Origin of the sequence: Tsuneonella sp. CC-YZS046, assembly GCF_035581365.1 — a bacterium.
GTDB lineage: Bacteria > Pseudomonadota > Alphaproteobacteria > Sphingomonadales > Sphingomonadaceae > JAWKXU01.
The window spans coordinates 48,883-65,124 of record NZ_CP141590.1 but is presented as its reverse complement, the minus strand read 5'-3'; the positions used below and the strand labels follow the sequence as shown (position 1 = coordinate 65,124).

Annotated in this window: 22 protein-coding genes and 1 tRNA gene; 16 read left to right on the top strand and 7 right to left on the bottom strand. The window is 61.2% G+C overall.

Annotated elements, in window-relative coordinates; genetic code table 11:
- Positions 1-13: 13 nt before the first annotated feature.
- The 4 genes from U8326_RS00350 (at position 14) to U8326_RS00335 (ending at position 2,347) form a co-directional block, all read left to right on the top strand.
- A complete protein-coding gene (locus tag U8326_RS00350) occupies positions 14-973 on the top strand; it encodes a DUF7064 domain-containing protein (protein WP_324741670.1) in 960 nt (319 codons plus the stop codon).
- Between the two features lie 40 nt (positions 974-1,013).
- The gene (locus U8326_RS00345) at positions 1,014-1,361 is read left to right on the top strand and encodes an integrase core domain-containing protein (protein ID WP_416385538.1); all 348 of its coding nucleotides are present in this window, start codon (positions 1,014-1,016) and stop codon (positions 1,359-1,361) included.
- A 304-nt stretch (positions 1,362-1,665) separates the two neighbouring features.
- Positions 1,666-1,926 (top strand): hypothetical protein, encoded by a 261-nt coding sequence (locus tag U8326_RS00340; RefSeq protein WP_324741669.1) that lies wholly within the window; start codon positions 1,666-1,668, stop codon positions 1,924-1,926.
- Positions 1,927-2,083: 157 nt separating this feature from the next.
- A complete protein-coding gene (locus U8326_RS00335) occupies positions 2,084-2,347 on the top strand; it encodes a DksA/TraR family C4-type zinc finger protein (protein ID WP_324741668.1) in 264 nt (87 codons plus the stop codon).
- Positions 2,348-2,525: 178 nt separating this feature from the next.
- Here U8326_RS00335 and U8326_RS00330 read toward each other — a convergent pair whose 3' ends face one another.
- Positions 2,526-3,017 (bottom strand): hypothetical protein, encoded by a 492-nt coding sequence (locus U8326_RS00330; RefSeq protein WP_324741667.1) that lies wholly within the window; start codon positions 3,015-3,017, stop codon positions 2,526-2,528.
- A gap of 4 nt (positions 3,018-3,021) precedes the next feature.
- Positions 3,022-3,456, bottom strand: coding sequence for an ImmA/IrrE family metallo-endopeptidase (locus U8326_RS00325; RefSeq protein WP_324741665.1), 435 nt, complete (start codon positions 3,454-3,456; stop codon positions 3,022-3,024).
- 22 nt (positions 3,457-3,478) lie between these two features.
- Between U8326_RS00325 and U8326_RS00320 the strand changes: the two genes are divergently transcribed.
- Both U8326_RS00320 and U8326_RS00315 read left to right on the top strand, forming a co-directional pair.
- A complete protein-coding gene (locus U8326_RS00320) occupies positions 3,479-4,414 on the top strand; it encodes an SAVED domain-containing protein (RefSeq protein ID WP_324741663.1) in 936 nt (311 codons plus the stop codon).
- Between the two features lie 46 nt (positions 4,415-4,460).
- Positions 4,461-5,897: a DUF2235 domain-containing protein gene (locus U8326_RS00315; RefSeq protein ID WP_324741661.1), complete on the top strand. Its 1,437-nt coding sequence runs from the start codon at positions 4,461-4,463 to the stop codon at positions 5,895-5,897.
- A 199-nt stretch (positions 5,898-6,096) separates the two neighbouring features.
- Here the strand turns inward: U8326_RS00315 and U8326_RS00310 are convergent, their stop codons facing one another.
- Positions 6,097-6,390, bottom strand: coding sequence for a hypothetical protein (locus U8326_RS00310; RefSeq protein ID WP_324741660.1), 294 nt, complete (start codon positions 6,388-6,390; stop codon positions 6,097-6,099).
- Positions 6,391-6,771: 381 nt separating this feature from the next.
- Here U8326_RS00310 and U8326_RS00305 point away from each other — a divergent pair, with 381 nt between their 5' ends.
- Genes U8326_RS00305 through U8326_RS00295 form a run of 3 tightly spaced genes read left to right on the top strand, consistent with a single transcriptional unit; the run spans position 6,772 to position 9,262 of the window.
- Positions 6,772-7,197 carry a DUF3489 domain-containing protein gene (locus tag U8326_RS00305; protein ID WP_324741659.1) on the top strand — a complete coding sequence of 142 codons (426 nt, stop codon included), beginning with the start codon at positions 6,772-6,774 and terminating at the stop codon, positions 7,195-7,197.
- A gap of 3 nt (positions 7,198-7,200) precedes the next feature.
- Positions 7,201-7,611 carry a DUF2924 domain-containing protein gene (locus U8326_RS00300; RefSeq protein ID WP_324741658.1) on the top strand — a complete coding sequence of 137 codons (411 nt, stop codon included), beginning with the start codon at positions 7,201-7,203 and terminating at the stop codon, positions 7,609-7,611.
- Positions 7,601-9,262, top strand: a complete 1,662-nt coding sequence (locus U8326_RS00295; RefSeq protein WP_324741657.1) for a recombinase family protein — start codon at positions 7,601-7,603, stop codon at positions 9,260-9,262. The genes U8326_RS00300 and U8326_RS00295 overlap by 11 nt, the downstream gene beginning before the upstream one ends.
- A gap of 291 nt (positions 9,263-9,553) precedes the next feature.
- Here the strand turns inward: U8326_RS00295 and U8326_RS00290 are convergent.
- Both U8326_RS00290 and U8326_RS00285 read right to left on the bottom strand, forming a co-directional pair.
- Positions 9,554-9,629, bottom strand: a tRNA-Thr gene (locus U8326_RS00290).
- Positions 9,630-9,723: 94 nt separating this feature from the next.
- Positions 9,724-10,521, bottom strand: a complete 798-nt coding sequence (locus U8326_RS00285) for a class I SAM-dependent methyltransferase (RefSeq protein ID WP_324741656.1) — start codon at positions 10,519-10,521, stop codon at positions 9,724-9,726.
- 195 nt (positions 10,522-10,716) lie between these two features.
- Here U8326_RS00285 and U8326_RS00280 point away from each other — a divergent pair, with 195 nt between their 5' ends.
- The 7 genes from U8326_RS00280 to U8326_RS00250 all read left to right on the top strand — a co-directional run bounded on the left by U8326_RS00280 (position 10,717) and on the right by U8326_RS00250 (position 15,280).
- The gene (locus tag U8326_RS00280) at positions 10,717-11,715 is read left to right on the top strand and encodes an SDR family NAD(P)-dependent oxidoreductase (RefSeq protein WP_324741655.1); all 999 of its coding nucleotides are present in this window, start codon (positions 10,717-10,719) and stop codon (positions 11,713-11,715) included.
- Between the two features lie 74 nt (positions 11,716-11,789).
- On the top strand, positions 11,790-12,596 hold the full coding sequence (gene modA / locus U8326_RS00275; RefSeq protein ID WP_324741654.1) for a molybdate ABC transporter substrate-binding protein: 807 nt from the start codon (positions 11,790-11,792) through the stop codon (positions 12,594-12,596).
- Between the two features lie 12 nt (positions 12,597-12,608).
- Positions 12,609-13,307, top strand: a complete 699-nt coding sequence (gene modB, locus U8326_RS00270; RefSeq protein WP_324741652.1) for a molybdate ABC transporter permease subunit — start codon at positions 12,609-12,611, stop codon at positions 13,305-13,307.
- Complete coding sequence (locus tag U8326_RS00265) at positions 13,297-13,929, top strand: molybdenum ABC transporter ATP-binding protein (protein ID WP_324741651.1); 633 nt, start codon at positions 13,297-13,299, stop codon at positions 13,927-13,929. Before modB ends, U8326_RS00265 begins: the two co-directional genes overlap by 11 nt.
- Before the next feature lie 173 nt (positions 13,930-14,102).
- Entirely contained in the window at positions 14,103-14,291 is a 189-nt protein-coding gene (locus tag U8326_RS00260; protein ID WP_324741650.1) for a YdcH family protein, read from the top strand.
- 77 nt (positions 14,292-14,368) lie between these two features.
- The gene (locus U8326_RS00255; protein WP_324741649.1) at positions 14,369-14,602 is read left to right on the top strand and encodes a hypothetical protein; all 234 of its coding nucleotides are present in this window, start codon (positions 14,369-14,371) and stop codon (positions 14,600-14,602) included.
- Positions 14,603-14,785: 183 nt separating this feature from the next.
- Positions 14,786-15,280 carry an Hsp20/alpha crystallin family protein gene (locus U8326_RS00250; protein WP_324741648.1) on the top strand — a complete coding sequence of 165 codons (495 nt, stop codon included), beginning with the start codon at positions 14,786-14,788 and terminating at the stop codon, positions 15,278-15,280.
- Positions 15,281-15,365: 85 nt separating this feature from the next.
- Here U8326_RS00250 and U8326_RS00245 read toward each other — a convergent pair whose 3' ends face one another.
- Positions 15,366-15,494 (bottom strand): hypothetical protein, encoded by a 129-nt coding sequence (locus U8326_RS00245; protein WP_324741647.1) that lies wholly within the window; start codon positions 15,492-15,494, stop codon positions 15,366-15,368.
- A 58-nt stretch (positions 15,495-15,552) separates the two neighbouring features.
- A complete protein-coding gene (locus U8326_RS00240) occupies positions 15,553-16,227 on the bottom strand; it encodes an ABC transporter ATP-binding protein (RefSeq protein WP_324741646.1) in 675 nt (224 codons plus the stop codon).
- Positions 16,228-16,242: the final 15 nt, after the last annotated feature.

Genomic DNA, 16,242 nt, shown 5'->3' with positions numbered 1-16,242 from the left:
TAAGGACATCACAATGATAAGAGCAGAGGATGTCGGCTATCATACTCCTGATAATCTCGAGTATGACTGGGCTGAAACGAACTTTTTTTCCTTCTACATTCCCGAAGCGAACCTCACAGGCTGGATCTATCTCATTGCCCGCCCCGGTGTTGGCTGCATCGTCTGCGATATCGAAGTGATGGACCGGATCGGCCGAATCACTCTGGAAACTTGCTATTTCGATTTCCAGCAGCATCTCCCCCTTCCCGAGAAGCTGGAAGATTTCACTCTTCCCAATGGCCTATCCCTAAAGACCGAAAATGAGCCGCGGGACTATGTTCTTGACTATCAGGGAACCGACGACACCTTCTTCAAGTTGAAGTTCCGCGGCCTGATGGAACCGTTCGACATCCACGATCCCAGCATGGATCCGTTGGCTTCTACAGATCCGGCCAAGAGTGGGTACGGCTCCGCCTATGCGAACCATTTCGACATGACCGTGCATGCCATCGGCAAGGTGCGCATCCGCGGCAAAGACTACGATGTCGATTGCGTGACGACGATGGATCATAGCTGGGGCCCCCGCAACGAACGCGGCATGAATCCCATGGGATGGATCAACGGCAATTTCGGCACCGACTTCGCATTTCAGACGATCTGGAAGCTCGATCAGTTCAAGCAAGGCTGGGACCAGTTCGAACTGGCCCATGGCTATGTCCTGATCGACGGCAAGGTTAACGGGCTGACCAAGGGCCGCATACAGGCCGCGCGACAGGGTCCGTTCCCTGCAGGCTATGAAACCGTGCTGACCGATCTTGATGGTCGCGAATACATCTTTACCGGCACCACCGTGAACCAGACTCCCTGGGCCTGTTACAGCAATATCATGGCCATCAATTCGACCGTGAAATGGTTCCATGACGGCAGACCGGGCTATGGGCTTGCTCAGGAGAACTGGCCGATGGACCGCCTCACTGGGAAAGGTCTTGCTTGATCAAATAGTTGAATGACGCTGCCGGAGGGCATGAGTATTACTGTATCAACAGCAGCTTATCCTCCGGCTCATCGTCTCGACGCAGCGCCTAACATATCAGTCGGATAAATCCGACCCACACGATTTAACTAGGGCTTTCAGTGGTCGGAGCTTCAAACTGCAAGCCCAGCGTCTTGGTCGAAGCCACGCATACACGATGCGCGAGGCTGAGGTCCTGATCGGGCGCTGGCGTGAGCACTACAACACGGTTCGACCGCATAGCTCGCTGGGCTATCGACCACCCGCTCCCGAAGCCATCTTGCCTCGCCCTGCCGGCCTGTCCTACGCTGCGCTTCGATCAGCCCACCAGGGCGACCATAAGTCAGCACTGCACTTTGCCGTTCGGTAACACCCAGCTTCATTGTGTTATCACTCCTGTGATTGCAGGTGTCGTCACCCATGGCCCGACCACGCCTTGGAATGAGCGACAAGTCCAGATGCAGCTTTTCCGAAAGAGGCAGATTTTCTGCTCGACTTCGTTCGAAAGCCGAGCATTGCTGTCCGTATGAATCGCGCTGCGGATAGCGGCGCCTGCCCCGACCGATACTATCGGCAGGGCTTCGGGTGGTGGGGCAGGCAATGGTGCCCGTCCCTGATGAAGGATCACCCGATGACCACAGTGACGAAGATCAAACGCACCCGGCGGATGGCGCGTGAGCCCAAGGCATAAACCTCACCGGCGATCTCAGGGCACGCTTGAACAGCAAGATCGCGTGCTTGGCCTGATGGGGGTGAAGCCGATCCTCAACCGAGAACAAACAGGAAAGAATCTTCTTTCCTACACACAACCTACTTGGTTAGGTGAGCGGGAAAGAAGATTCGCGATGTATCTCGATCCCATTGTCCTGTTCGGGCTTGCAGCCCTGATCAGCGCCTTTGCCTCATTGGTCTGGGCGGTTCGGCGCAGGGCCTGATAACAGGTCTGCGAGCACTGCAATCGCTGTCCCTAGGATATCACCTCGCCGACAGCTGTCGTCCGCAGCGCTTCGGACCTTGCCCAAAAGCCGACGATTGAATCAGGCGCCCGACGTCCCCAGATCGTGCTTGGTATGAAGCGTAAAGGAAATCGACATGGCCGGTGGATGGTCACGGGATGGTGCGGTGCAGGATCAGATCGACGATACAATCAACGACGCAGTCCGTGCCGCTCGATCCTGTATGCCCATTGGTGAGGGCAGCGATCAATGTGAAGATTGCGGCGACCGCATCCCTGACCGGCGACGCGAGGCACTGCCTGGCGTCCGCACCTGTGTCCGCTGCCAGGCCGAACGCGACAAGGCGGTGGTTCATTCGACGATCAATCGGCGGGGGAGCGAGGACAGTCAGTTGCGGTGAACCTAGTCTGATTTCGCGGCTGTAGCCGCTGACATTGTGGTCGTTGCCGGTCAAAATTGGCTCGTCAGAAGCAGTCATACGTTCAGCACAGCTCGGCGACGGTAGTGGGCCGGGGCCGGCCTGTCCGGTTTCGGCCGAGCAATCGGCAAAGCCGGCATAGGCACACGCCGTCAAAGGCTCAGCTCGCATAGCGCTTGAGGCGAAGCTCAATTCCTCTGCGCGGCAAGCGACAACGGGGATGGGCCGCAGTCTTCGACAGGCAGCCATGCAATGTCGCAGCATCACATATGCCGGCTGCCTCGATGCGGTCGAATATCCACAGAACGCCATGGACGGCGATCCCTTCCGCCTCCGCGAAAGACCGAAGCACGCCGTCGCCGGTCAGAAGCGTCCATTGCCGCCCGTGCGCCAAGGCGAAAGCGAAGGTATCGGCTACGGACAGTCGTCCCTCGGCGCGGCGCAACTGGGTAGCGCGGCGGACTTCATTGCCATCGAGGGATTCGATGATGATGCCAAGTGCACGAAGCCGCGCGCCGAATTCGGCATCAAGCTCGCGTTCGAAGAGGAGGTCAGGGACTACTAGGCTGTCATCGAGCTCGAATGCAGCTTCGAGCAGGTCGCCGCGATCAAGGTCAATGATGACTGAAGTGTCCGAGACGAGAAACGGCACACGCTCAAACCGCCTCTGCCAAGCGCTGGTCAAGCTTCTGCAAGGTGATCCCGAGCATTTCGGCGGCCCGGCTCTCGCCGATCACGCCTTCGGCAAGCGCGCGGTAGCAGAGCCGTTCGAACCGTTTAGGCTCCTCATATTCGGGTGAAATGCAAGCCGGCTCGGCAAATGGTTCCTTGCGCCAACCCCGCTTCGTGAATTCCTTGAACAGCAGCGAAAAAGCCTTTTTCTCGATTATGCCGAGGTCGAGACAACGATAGGCAATAGCCTGCACACTGACCCCGAAGCGCTCCTTGATGGCCACGAACTCACCAATGCTGATGGCCGAGCGCTGCGCCCCGATTTCGGCGCGCACGACGTCGGCCGGCATCAGAAAGGCGCCAGCGAAACGGTGTGCCGCACGTTCCTCGTCGACCCCTGCCGCCGGCGTCATCACCATATGACCGAGCTCATGCGCGAGGGTGAGCCTCGACAATCTGATGCTGATGTGTGCGGTCCATCACAAGCTGATCGATGTCGACGGTCTGGTCGATCATCCCGAGGCCCTGCTCGTCGAAATGAAGGCCGAGCATGAGGCTCGCGTCGCGATGCTCGCCGAGATCGACAAGGATCGAGCCTCGCATGTGCTGCGGTTCGGCGCCAGCATCGGCGCGAATGAAGCGCTAGTTTCGACCCGGGCCATTTTCGCTGCTATGCCGCCAGATCACCATCCGGCGAGTGCGCAGACGATCGACCTGGAAATGACCGGTCATGCTTTCGCCGACAGCGATCCGGCGTTCTGGGCCATGCAGCAGGCCAACCTCCAGCGCAATTTCGCAGCAAGGGTTGGCGGTAGGATCGAGCGCCAGGACATCCGCCATCTCAGCGTGTTCGCGTTGGCGCCGCAGCCGCTGCTCATCGAACTCGGCCGTTTGCTCTGCGACATCGTACCGATGGTCGTCCATCAGCGGCACCGCGAGCCCTCGACTTGGACCTGGCAGCGCGACGGCGCGCGCGTGCGCTATCAGACGGCCGAACCGGCATCAGGGCGAAGCGGTGTAGTTGCCCTCAAGCTGGGCGTGAGCGCGACGATCACCGATGATCGGATTGAGCGTGTCGTCGGCAACGATGCCGCGATCTGGAGCCTATGCGCCGAAGCGCCCCATAACGACATCGTTCGCAGCCCCGAGGATCAGGCTGCCTATCGCACAGCGCTGCGCCAGCTGTTCGATGCGATCAAAGCCAGACACGGCGACGGGGTCGTCATTTATGTGTTTCCGGCCCTGCCGGCGTCGCTTGCCGTGGAAACCGGCAGGGTATGGATGCCCAAGGCCGATCCCGCACTCCGAATCTACGACCAGCAGCGGGATAGCGGCTTTGTTTACGCGCTGACGGTCGGTCAGCCGGGATCGGTGTAATGCGCCGCTGGGAAACCCATGAATATACGAAGGAAGGAATGCCCTGGTGCCGAAGAATATCGTGATCTATTCCGATGGCACCGGCCAGGACGGAGGCGTTCGGCCGGAACAGCGGATGAGCAACATCTTCAAAATGTATCGCGCGACGCGGCCCGGGCCCGACAGTGCGATCGATCCCACCGAGCAGGTGGCCTTTTACGATCCCGGCCTCGGTACCGACGCCGGGGCTTCGGGCTTCACCTCGGCCCGGCGCTGGTTCGCCAAGCTGCTGTCTTCAGTGACGGGGCGCGGCATCACCATCAATATCGCCGACTGTTACGAATTCATCATCAATCACTACCGGCCGGGCGACCGCATCTGGCTGTTTGGGTTCAGCCGCGGGGCCTACACCGCCCGCAGCCTCGCCAATGTGATCAGGCTGTGCGGCGTCCCGACGAAATCGCCCGACGGCGAGCTGTCGCGGTTTCGTCTCGGCGCGCGCGAGATCGCCGAGCGCGCCGTGTTTCGGGTTGCCGAGCATGGCGCCGGTCATGACCGTTACAAATACGAAAATGAGCGCGAGGAACTCGGTCGTCGATTTCGCGTGGCGCATGGGTCAGACGACGATGGCGAGGCGAACGTCGCGCCCTATTTTATCGGCGTCTTCGATACCGTGGCCTCGCTCGGCGCCAAAGGCCCGCTTCGCCTGGCGCTCGTATTCGCCCTCGGCTTGCTTATCGTGGGCGCCGCAGCGGTCACCGCCATAGCCCTGCGCTGGGCATTCGAGCTCGATTGGGGCTTGTCGTGCCTCGTCGCGACTGGCCTGTTCGGCATCTATGCGCTCTGGCGCTATCTGCGCACGTCGCTGAAGGTGATGTGGCCTCCGCTTGATGGACGCCGTTTCCCGAGCATTCATGTTGCGCAGTGGAGCGGAAAGTATTTCGACCGCTTACTTGGCCGGGCGGTTAGCTATGCCCGCCACGCAATCGCCATCGATGAGAACCGCGCCGACTTTCCGCGATTGCCCTGGGGCCCGGGCAAGGGCGTTGAGACTAGGCCCGAAATCGACGGTGAAGCCAAGCCTTTCGTGCAGCTATGGTTCGCAGGCAACCATTCGGACATCGGTGGAAGCTACCCGGAGCCAGAATCGCGCCTTTCGGACGTCGCCTTACAATGGATGGTCGATGAGGCCCGATCGGTTCCCGACCCATTGATCGTCGATGACGGTCGTCTGCATATCTTCCCATCGGCCGACGGTGTCCAGCACGACGAGATTGCAGGTATGGCTGACACGATAAGGCAGCGGACTCCTGCTTTGCTGCGGCGCTTGACCGAGCGACTAACCTGGAAAGCGGAGCTGCGCGATCCCATCGCGGCGGCCACGCTTCACCCTTCCGTCGAGGAAAGGTTTGGGCTTGAAAGCGTAGTTCGGCAAGGCGGTGAGGGGCCCTATCGGCCCGAAGCACTTCGAAGTCATGACCGCTTCCGCCACCTCTATAAGTGACAAAAGTTGGTCGGTCGGGCCCCGTCGATCGAGCAGATAAACGAGCGGCAGTTGTCGAGATGGTCAATGGGTCAGGTCAACGCCGATTTTGGAGACGCTAAGCCGCCAACACCGGCCTTGCCAATGAATGGCAGCTTACCGCCATGCGCTTCCTGATTCCGGACAGTCCGCAAGGTCCGACATTCCAGACAAGCCAAACTTAAACTAGGGCCTTGCGAATGAGATATCCACGGCGGGTAAGCTCGGCGATGAGATGGTCATCGGGGGCCATTTTTACCGATGGCGAGCACAGCCGGATATTGCGCCTGCGCCCTACGATACGCGTGATGTAGCCCATATATTCGAGAGCATCGAGAATGCGTGCAATCTCGCCGGTGCTGTAGCCTGTGGCTCTGGCAAGCTCTACCGTATTGGGCGGCGGCTTGCCGGTAGCGATTTCGTCTTCAAGGCAAGTCAGCACTGCACTTTGCCGCTCGGTCACACCTAGTTTCATGATGGTATCCTTCCCGTCTTTACCTGTTCGAGAAGCAAAGCTGCTCGAGGCCTCCAGCACGATGGATGGCATTGGCTCGGCCCAAGGTGAACACCAGGTCACGCACATCTTGGATCATACCGATGCACGCGCACAGACCGGATAGTGGTTCGCAGGTATCGTCATCCATGGCCTGACCACGCCGTGGAATGAGCGACAAGTCCATATGCAGCTTTTCCGAAAGAGGCAGATTCTCTGCTCGACTTCATTCGAAAGCCGAGCATTGGTGTCACTACTGAATCGCGGCCTTCAAGATGGGCTGCTGCCCTGACCGATACTATCGGCAGGGCTTCGGGTGGTGGGGCAGGCAATGCTGCCGTGTCCTTGATGAAGGATCACCCGATGACCACAGTGACGAAGATCAAACGCACCCGACGGATGGCGCGTGAGCCCAAGGCATGCACAGCTGCCATCTCATCGACAGTTGTAACTGCCGCCAAGCCTCCAGCTACTGCGCTACCAACATCTTGCAGCGGAGCCCATTCGACGACGCTAGCCCACAACACCACGACCGGCGAGCCTGCCGCCCCCTCAATCCCCGATACCAATGCAGCTAGCCTCACCACCACAACCCACACCAAGACAGGCAAGGTCCTGGCCCTGCTGCAACGTCCGGGTGGTGCCTCCCTGGATGAGCTGATTGAGGCAACCGGATGGCTGCCGCATACCACCCGCGCTGCCCTCACCGGATTGCGTAAGAAAGGGTGGTTGATCACCAGCGAGAAAACCGATGGCGTCCGCCGCTATCGTATCACGGCAAAGGCCTGAGCCGTGGCAAGGATCGACAAGGAACTGGAACGGCTGGGGGCACTGCCCCCAGCCATGCTACATGAAGAATGGAGCCGATGGTTCGATACACCCTGCCCCAGGCTATCACCCGACCTCATGCGCCATGCCCTCGCCTATGCCATGCAGGAAAAGGCCTTCGGCAAACTGGGGCGCCGCATCGCAAGGCAGATTGCCGAACCTTCGGTTGAGCCGGTCCGACAACGGATTGCGACCAGACCCGGCATGCAGTTGGTGCGCAGCTGGAACGACCGAACCATCAGCGTCCAGGTGCTGGAAGAAGGCTTCTTGTTCGAAGAGAGGACCTATCGCTCCCTTTCCGCCATCGCCCGCGAAATAACCGGTGTGCAATGGTCCGGACCTCGCTTCTTTGGACTGGATAGCCATGGCCGCTAAAATCCGCTGCGCGATCTATACCCGCAAATCGACCGAAGAAGGGCTCGAGCAGGAGTTCAACAGCCTCGACGCGCAGCGTGAAGCCTGCGCCGCTTATATTCTCAGCCAGCGCCATGAAGGCTGGGTAGAGGTACGCCAGGAGTACGATGATGGCGGCTTCTCAGGCGGCAATATGGAGCGGCCCGGGCTCAAGCGAATGCTGGCCGATATCCAGGGTGGCAGGATCGACGTCATCGTCGTCTACAAGGTTGACCGGCTAACCCGGAGCCTGGCTGACTTTGCCAGGATCGTGGACATCCTCGACAAGCGGGGCGCTTCCTTCGTCAGCGTTACGCAAGCCTTCAACACCACCACCAGCATGGGACGCCTGACTCTCAATGTGCTGCTCTCCTTCGCCCAGTTCGAGCGGGAAGTGACCGGCGAGCGGATCCGCGACAAGATTGCAGCGTCCAAGGCCAAAGGCATGTGGATGGGTGGTCCAGTGCCACTGGGGTACGTGGTCAAAGAACGCAAGCTGCTGATCGACGAAGCCGAGGCCAAGGTCGTCCGCCACATCTTCACGCGCTATCTTGCGCTGGGCTCGGGCCAAAAGCTGGTCGAGGAACTATGGGCAGAAGGCTATCGCACCAAGCTGCGCCATCCGCGCAATGGAGTTCGGGGTGGTGTCCCGTTCCAGCGCGGGCCACTCTTCACCCTTCTTTCCAACCCCATCTATATTGGCGAGATATCCCACAAAGGAACCCGCTATCCCGGCGAACATCCAGCCATCATCGATCGCGCGCTGTGGGATCAGGTGCAGGACCTGATCGAGCGCAATCGAAGTGGGTTACAATCTGGCGCCCGCGCAGAAAAAGTCAGCCTGCTCGCCGGGATTATTCGCGACGGTCATGATCGCCGGATAACGCCCAGCCACACCGCACGGCATGGCCGGCGCTACCGCTATTACATCACCCATGCTTCCGAAGTCAGGGAAGGCGATCCGCCTGCTTGGCGAATGCCGGCGATGGATGTCGAGAAGGCCGTCATCCGCCAGCTGGAAGACTGGCTGAATGACCGCCAGGCCATCCGCAGCATTCTTCCCGGCGATATTTCAGCCGATACCTTGCGCTCCGCTCTGGCAGCAGCCGAGCGTGCCGCCAAACGGCTTGGCGATCAGACATACAGGAGAACCATCGTCACCAGCCTTATCGCCCGTGTTCGAATCGAAAGCGATGCCATCGCAATCGAACTGAGCCCAGTCGGACTGGCACAGATGCTGGGCCTTTCATCCGAACCGGACATAGAACCGGTTACTCTCCATGCACCAGCCGCCAAGGTTCGGCGTGGCAATACAACCCGGCTCGTACTCGGTTATGATGCCAACATAGAGAGCGCATCGAACGGAAAGCTCCGCACGCTGCTTCGCGAGGCACAAGCTGCACGGGGAGTCCTGCTTTCCAATCCTTCCAGAACCATCAATCAGATCGCAACCGAGCGGAAGCTCTGCCGGCATCGCTTCGCCAAGCTGGTTCGCCTGTCCTGGCTGGCACCGGATATCATCACCGCCATTATCAAGGGCAGCCATCCGCCTTCACTCACCCCGCGCCAGCTTCTCGATGCCAATCTTCCGATCAACTGGTCCGATCAGAAGGCATTGCTCGGATTCGACTGATCGTTAGGCCACCACGGACCGACTCCGGGGTATGCGGATATTTCGTTATGCTGGACCATGTTCAAGTAGACGGGGCACCTCCGATGGCATTAGTCTCGGATTCCCATGGGCAAATATGCAGTCAACCAAACACGCCGTTTGAGACGCTGAGGCAAAAACCTCGTTCCATCCCACTAGCAGAGACCCAAGCGTCTGCACTCCCCAAAACGGGGCCCACAAAAGCCGCAGAACTGCGCCAGTTTTACGCAGTCCCAAAAAAGCATGAATTAAATCAATAATATAAAGGGAGACTGGTGCCGCTTACGTGACTCGAACACGTGACCCCATCATTACGAATGATGTGCTCTACCAACTGAGCTAAAGCGGCACTCGGGCGGCTCTCTAGTCACCTTCGGCGCGCGCCGCAATCGCTTTTGGACAGGAAATCGGGTTTGCCACCACCGGCCGCTCGCACCGCGCGGTCAGGCTGGCCGCTCCGCATGGAGCACCAGCAGGAAAGCGCCGATCTCACGCCAGATCGCCATGCCCGGAACCCTGGCGCAGGCTTCGGGCGACGGGCGCGGCTCGTCCATCCGCACGATCCGGAAACCCGCCTGCGCCACGGCGTTGCAATAGGCGCCGATTGTGCGGGGATAGCGCAGGACCAGCATTTCCGTTTCCTCGCCGCCGCCATGCCGCCAGCGCAGCCCGGGCAAAGGCTCACGATAAGGCGTGTCGTCGAAATAGCCCGCCACGCGCAAGGCGCTGACCTGTCCCTCACGATCTTTCAGCAGCTTCATGCCGCGCGTGAAAAAGCAGGGGTGCAGCACGCTGAAGGCCAGGAAGCCGCCGGGGCGGACCAGCCGGTAGGCCTCGCGCATGGCCTCCTCGATGCCCGGTCCGTCCATCAGCGCCATGGTGGAGACCACGCCGTCGAAGCTGGCCGCCGGCAAGCCGGTATCCTCGCAATAGGAGGCGACGCGATAATCCACGCCGAGCGGCTCCGCCTGCTCCGCATCGCTTGCGATCCGGATCATCTCCGGCGACAGGTCGATGCCGGTCATCCTCGCGCCCATGCGGGCGAAGCGCCGGGTGTTGCTCCCCTCCCCGCAACCGAAGTCGACCAGTTCCCTGCCCGCCAGCGGCGGAAGGATCGCCTGCAAGGCCGGGAAGGTGAAGAAGTCGCGATAAAGATCGTGCCCGCCGCGCACGAAGACCGACCACGGCCTGGCATTTTCATCCCATTGCGAGGCGACGCGTTCGGCATTCCTGTCAGGCATGACCCTGCATAGATCGTTATGCCGGGCTTGAGAACCATGGGCGGCCGCGATCCATCGCATTCCGGCAGAGGAACGCCGACCAGTGCGGACAATCGCCCCAGACAATCGCCCCAGACAATCGCCATTGTCGCGAATCCCTATTGAGGCTAGCGGGGGACCGGCCGGGTCGAGCCGGCCGCATGAGGGGACAGCCGGATGCGCATTCTGATTACCGGGGCGGCAGGCTTCATCGGAGCCGCTCTTGCTAGGCAATTGCTGGCGCGCGGCGATCAGGTGATCGGCATCGACAATCTGAACGATTATTATCAGGTCTCGCTCAAGCAGACGCGGCGCGCCCGGCTCACCGAAGCGGGCGGCAACAGGTTCTCCTTCATCCAGCAGGACTTCGCCGATCCGCAGGGGCTGGAAACGGCCCTGGCCGGGCTGGAGTTCGACCGCATCGTCCATCTTGGGGCGCAGGCGGGGGTGCGCTATTCGATCGAGAATCCGCACAGCTATGTGCAGTCGAACCTCGTCGGCCATCTCAACATGCTCGAACTGGCGCGCCACCGGCAGATCGGGCACATGGTCTATGCCAGCTCCAGCTCGGTCTATGGCGGCAACCGCAAGCTGCCCTTCGCGGTGGACGACCGCGTCGACCATCCGCTCTCGCTCTATGCCGCGACCAAAAAGGCCGACGAGCTGATGAGCGAAACCTATGCCCATCTCTATCGCCTGCCGCTGACGGGCCTGCGCTTCTTCACCGTGTATGGGCCATGGGGGCGCCCGGACATGATGATGTGGATCTTCACCAGGAAGATCCTCGCGGGCGAGCCGATCCCCCTGTTCAACCACGGTGACATGTATCGCGATTTCACCTTCATCGACGACATCGTTTCGGGCGTGATCGCCTGCCTCAACAATCCTCCGCCCGATGACGGCGCGGAAAAGGCCGGGGGCAGCACCAAGCCGCACCGCCTCTATAATATCGGCAACAACCGCTCCGAGCATCTGATGAAGGTGGTGGGCCTGCTGGAAGAGGCGTGCGGCCGCAAGGCGGAGCTTGAACTGCTGCCGATGCAGCCGGGCGACGTGCAGCGCACCTATGCCGATATCGAGGCGATCCGGGGCGAGCTCGGCTATGAACCGGCCACCAATATCGAGGATGGCGTGCCGCGCTTCGTGGAATGGTTCCACCAATATCACGGCAGCTGAACAACCGGCCGAAGCTGGAGCGGAAGCTGAAGGCTGGCGCAGGCCGCGCCGCAGCTATATCCCTCCACAGATAGATGCTTGCCGAGATTCGCCTGTCCGCCGCCCTGAGGCATTGCGCCGCCATCCTGGTTCTCGCTGCGCTCTGCCTTGCCCTGCTGTCCGCGCCGGCCCTGGCCCAGGGCAAGGGGAGAGGGCCGCTGGTCCTCGCCGCCGCAAGCCTCCAGGAATCCCTGGGGGAAGCCGCCGATAGCTGGGCAAGGCGGGGCCACCCCCGGCCGGTCATATCCTTTGCCGCATCCTCCGCCCTCGCCCGGCAGATCGCTTCGGGCGCACCGGCGGATCTCTTCATCTCGGCTGACGAGCCATGGATGGACCATGTCGAGAAGGCCGGCCTGATCGCACCGAAAACCCGCGTGTCCTTCCTCGCCAACCGCCTCGTGCTGGTGGCGCCGGCAGGCAGCAAGGCGCGGCTTGCCATCGGCCCGCGCTTCCCCCTCGCCCGCGCATTGGGTGAGGGCCGGCTCGCCATGGCCGACCCCGATTCCGTCCCCGCCGGCAAGTATGGCAAGGCCTCGCTCGAAAAGCTGGGGGTGTGGAAGGCCGTCTCCCCCAAGATCGCCCGTGCGGAGAATGTCCGTGCCGCTCTGGCGCTGGTGGAGCGCGGCGAGGCGCCGTTCGGTATCGTTTATGCCACCGATGCGAAGGCATCCGCCAAGGTTCGCGTGATCGGGCAGTTTCCGGCCAGCAGCCATCCGCCCATCACCTATCCGCTTGCCCGCCTGAAGAGTTCCACCAACCCGGAGGCCGAGGCTTTCCGCCGTTTCCTGGTATCGCCTGCGGGAAAAGCGATATTCGTCCGCCATGGCTTTGCGGCAAGATAGGAAGGCCATCCCATGCTGAGCGCGGAGGAATGGGACATCGTCGCGCTCTCGCTCAAGGTCAGCACAACGGCGGTGCTGTGCACTATGCCGATCGCGTTCCTGCTTGCCTGGCTGCTTGCCCGGGGGCGCTTTCCCGGCCGCATCCTGCTGGACGCGCTGGTCTATCTGCCGCTGGTCCTGCCGCCGGTCGTCACCGGATGGCTGCTGCTGCTGGCCTTCGGCAACAACGGCCCGGCCGGCCGGTGGATGGCGGAATGGCTCGGGATCACCTTCATGTTCCGCTGGACCGGCGCGGCATTGGCCGCGGCGGTGATGGCCCTGCCTCTCATGGTGCGCGCCATCCGGCTTTCGATCGAGGCAGTCGACCGCCGGCTGGAAGCGGCCGCGCGAACGCTGGGCGCGTCTCCGGCGCGGGTCTTCGCCACCATCACCCTGCCGCTCAGCCTGCCCGGCATTCTGGCCGGCGCGGTCCTCGGCTTTGCCCGATCCATCGGGGAATTCGGAGCGACGATCACGTTCGTCTCCAACATTCCGGGCGAAACGCGCACCTTGCCGATCGCGATCTATTCAGCCCTGCAGACTCCGGGGGGCGAAAACATCGTCACCCGCCTCGCCCTGATCTCGGTCGCGCTTTCGCTGGGCGCCCTGATCCTTTCCGAATATCTGGCGCGCAGGGCCGGCAGCGGAACGCAGGGCATCCATGGGATTTGAAGTCGATGTCGAACGCCGCCTGGGCGACACGCTGATAAAGCAGCATTTCGTCGCGGACCGGGGCCTGACGGCGCTGTTCGGCCCATCGGGCGCGGGCAAGACCTCGATCCTCAACATGATCGCCGGGCTGCTCAGGCCGGATCGGGGTCGCATCGCCGTCGATGGGCAGGTGTTGTTCGACAGCGAGGCGAGGATCGACATTCCGCCGGAAAAGCGCAGGCTGGGTTACGTGTTCCAGGACGCGCGGCTGTTCCCGCATCAGCGCGTGCAGGCCAACTTGCTCTATGGTTATCGGCTGATCCCGCCCGCCGAACGCTGGATGACGCTGGATGAAGCGATGGGCTTCCTCGGCATTGCCCATTTGCTGGATCGTTGGCCGCGCACCCTGTCCGGGGGCGAAGCCCAGCGCGTCGCGATCGGCCGCGCCTTGCTGAGCGGCGCCAGGTTCCTGCTGATGGACGAACCGCTTTCCTCGCTCGATGGCCCGCGCCGCGAAGAGATCATGCTGGTGATCGAACGGATCAGGGACGAGATGAAGCTGCCCATTCTCTACGTCACGCATGACCGCGACGAAGTGAGCAGGCTAGTCAATGCGACGGTCCTCCTGGGGCGATCAGGCTGACCGGATCGTCCTTCGCCCGGCGCAGAGGGAAATATCCATGAAGTGAACGGGTTGCGGTGCTGGCCGCTCCCTCATCTCCGGCTTCTTGAAACCGGCAAAGGGCAAACTAATTCTACTCTGCCTGCCGGATGTCCGGAGGCACTTGCATGGTCAACTTTTGCATGGAGTAGACGATGTCTGACCACCTTCTGAACTATCTGTATCGCGAACATGCGCGCCTTGAGGGCGATCTCGCGAAGGAAGCGCGCAGAGTGCTTCCCGATCAAATCCAGATAGTCAGGCTGAAAAAGCTCAAGCTGGCTGTGAAAGACCAGATCGCACAGGCAGAGAAGGCAAGCAGGCAGGTCGAAAAGGCAGCCTGACTGGGCGGCGGGGCGTTCACCGCCCCGCCAATCTTCAGGGCCGACCATCACCACAGCGACAGAGAAAGGAGGATATCATGTCGCAACCGGTCTCCCGCATTCTTCACCCTTTCGCCGTCGCCAATCACCCCCAGATGGAGCCGGAAGTGAAACGCGCGATCCTCGCGTCCTGGGCTTCCGATCGCGTTGCCGTGAGCGATCATCCCACTCTCCGGCAGCCGCCGGGGTTTGATCGCCCCATACCCGTTGCGGAGGTACTGGCCGCCCTGCGCTCTTTGGATGCCGGCAGCGATCCAAGGGCTTTCGGATGATCGAATGGCTTGATTCGGCCCAGGGCGCTCCCAAATTCAGGATCGACGGAACAGCCGTGCAGGAGGAGCAAGCGGCAAGAGCGATCGACTGACTGACTTGCGATGCGCGGGCTGTTTGATTCCCGTCAATGCATTCCCGCCGAAGCGGGAGCAGATGCAGCATAGTGAGAAAGGAGAAAAGCGATGGCTGAATTTCGTTCTCTTATCCCGTTTGGCCGCACGCTGGCGCGCAGCGGCTATGATCCCTTCTCGGGCTTCCGTCAGGAAATCGACCGGCTGCTCGAGGATTTCGGGCGTGACCTTCCGGCAGCGCTTTCCAGCAACAAGGGTGGTTTCATCATCCCCAAGGTGGATGTGGCCGAAACCGACGAAGGTCTCGAATTGACCGCGGAATTGCCGGGTTTCGATGAGAAGGACGTTTCGCTCGATATCCATGACGGCGTGCTGACCATAAAGGCGGAGCACAAGTCCGAGCGCGAGGAGAAAGACGAGAAAAAGCAATACCATCTCGTCGAGCGTAGCCAGGGCTCGTTCCTCCGCCGCCTTGCGCTGCCTTTCGAGGCTGATGCGGACAAGGCCAGCGCCCATCTCGACAAGGGACTGCTCAAGGTCACGGTTCCGCGCCAAGCCTCTGCCGAGAAGAAGCCGAAGCCGATCCCCATCGGCAGCAACAAATAACGCTCCTCTGCCGCATGCCGATTGCCAGCGGGAATCGCCGAACGGGACGATCCAGAGCTGTGGTCGGCGTGCGGCGGGATTTTGACTAATATATGGCCTTGGTCGCGTGAAAAAGCGGCGTTGAGATCATCACGCCCACCTTGCCGTAGATCGTGAGCGTCTTGAAACGATACTTCGGCGTTCGGACCCGATGGTAGCGATGATGGAATATCATGTGACAATTGCTCTTATGGGCCAGTCATAGCCCGTAATCCCATTCTCGGATCACACACCTAATATGCACGGGCCTCTGCGAAATGCGAAGACTCACATTCGACCAGTCTAGCAAGCAGCGATTGTTTCAGGTTCTCGCGTTCGGCGCGCGAGGCATCCTCTCGGGGATTCGGCATCACATGCTCATCGATGATCCGCCCCCGATATAGGGTCAATATCCGATCCGCCAGCAACAAGGCCTCATCTATATCATGAGTGACCAGGAGCACCGAGGGGCGATGCGCCCGCCACAGATCAATCACCAATCCATGCATCCTGCGCCGCGTGAGCGCATCCAATGCCGAAAACGGCTCGTCCAGCAGCAGCAGGCTCGGCTCCCGCACCAGCGCGCGGGCAAGCGCGACGCGCTGTCCCTCGCCCCCCGACAGCGTTAGCGGCCAAGCGTCGATCCTCTGGTCGAGCGCAACTTCATGCAGCGCGGCCTCGGCCCGTTTCCGCCGATCCGGCCCCCGCAGGCCCAGCGCCACATTCTGCCAGGCGCGCTTCCACGGCAACAATCGCGCATCCTGGAACACCACTGCGCGCGACGGGGGAATCACAGATTGATCCGCCTCTACCGGGTCCAGACCGGCCAATGTCCGTAGCAGTGTGGTCTTCCCGCTTCCCGAGCGGCCGATAAGCGCGACGAACTCGCCTGGCGCGATGTCAAGATCGAGGCAGGACAGTATCTCCATATTCCCGAAACTGCG

Excerpts from the sequence above, each read along its gene's own strand:
- U8326_RS00250 (WP_324741648.1), top strand. The coding sequence starts at position 14,786 with ATGGCTGAATTTCGTTCTCTTATCCCGTTTGGCCGCACGCTGGCGCGC.
- U8326_RS00255 (WP_324741649.1), top strand. The coding sequence starts at position 14,369 with ATGTCGCAACCGGTCTCCCGCATTCTTCACCCTTTCGCCGTCGCCAAT.
- modA (WP_324741654.1), top strand. The coding sequence starts at position 11,790 with ATGCTTGCCGAGATTCGCCTGTCCGCCGCCCTGAGGCATTGCGCCGCC.
- U8326_RS00310 (WP_324741660.1), bottom strand. The coding sequence starts at position 6,390 with ATGAAACTAGGTGTGACCGAGCGGCAAAGTGCAGTGCTGACTTGCCTT.
- U8326_RS00245 (WP_324741647.1), bottom strand. The coding sequence starts at position 15,494 with ATGATATTCCATCATCGCTACCATCGGGTCCGAACGCCGAAGTATCGT.
- U8326_RS00285 (WP_324741656.1), bottom strand. The coding sequence starts at position 10,521 with ATGCCTGACAGGAATGCCGAACGCGTCGCCTCGCAATGGGATGAAAAT.
- U8326_RS00325 (WP_324741665.1), bottom strand. The coding sequence starts at position 3,456 with ATGGTGATGACGCCGGCGGCAGGGGTCGACGAGGAACGTGCGGCACAC.
- U8326_RS00305 (WP_324741659.1), top strand. The coding sequence starts at position 6,772 with ATGACCACAGTGACGAAGATCAAACGCACCCGACGGATGGCGCGTGAG.
- U8326_RS00265 (WP_324741651.1), top strand. The coding sequence starts at position 13,297 with ATGGGATTTGAAGTCGATGTCGAACGCCGCCTGGGCGACACGCTGATA.
- modB (WP_324741652.1), top strand. The coding sequence starts at position 12,609 with ATGCTGAGCGCGGAGGAATGGGACATCGTCGCGCTCTCGCTCAAGGTC.
- U8326_RS00335 (WP_324741668.1), top strand. The coding sequence starts at position 2,084 with ATGGCCGGTGGATGGTCACGGGATGGTGCGGTGCAGGATCAGATCGAC.
- U8326_RS00295 (WP_324741657.1), top strand. The coding sequence starts at position 7,601 with ATGGCCGCTAAAATCCGCTGCGCGATCTATACCCGCAAATCGACCGAA.
- U8326_RS00280 (WP_324741655.1), top strand. The coding sequence starts at position 10,717 with ATGCGCATTCTGATTACCGGGGCGGCAGGCTTCATCGGAGCCGCTCTT.
- U8326_RS00260 (WP_324741650.1), top strand. The coding sequence starts at position 14,103 with ATGTCTGACCACCTTCTGAACTATCTGTATCGCGAACATGCGCGCCTT.
- U8326_RS00350 (WP_324741670.1), top strand. The coding sequence starts at position 14 with ATGATAAGAGCAGAGGATGTCGGCTATCATACTCCTGATAATCTCGAG.
- U8326_RS00240 (WP_324741646.1), bottom strand. The coding sequence starts at position 16,227 with ATGGAGATACTGTCCTGCCTCGATCTTGACATCGCGCCAGGCGAGTTC.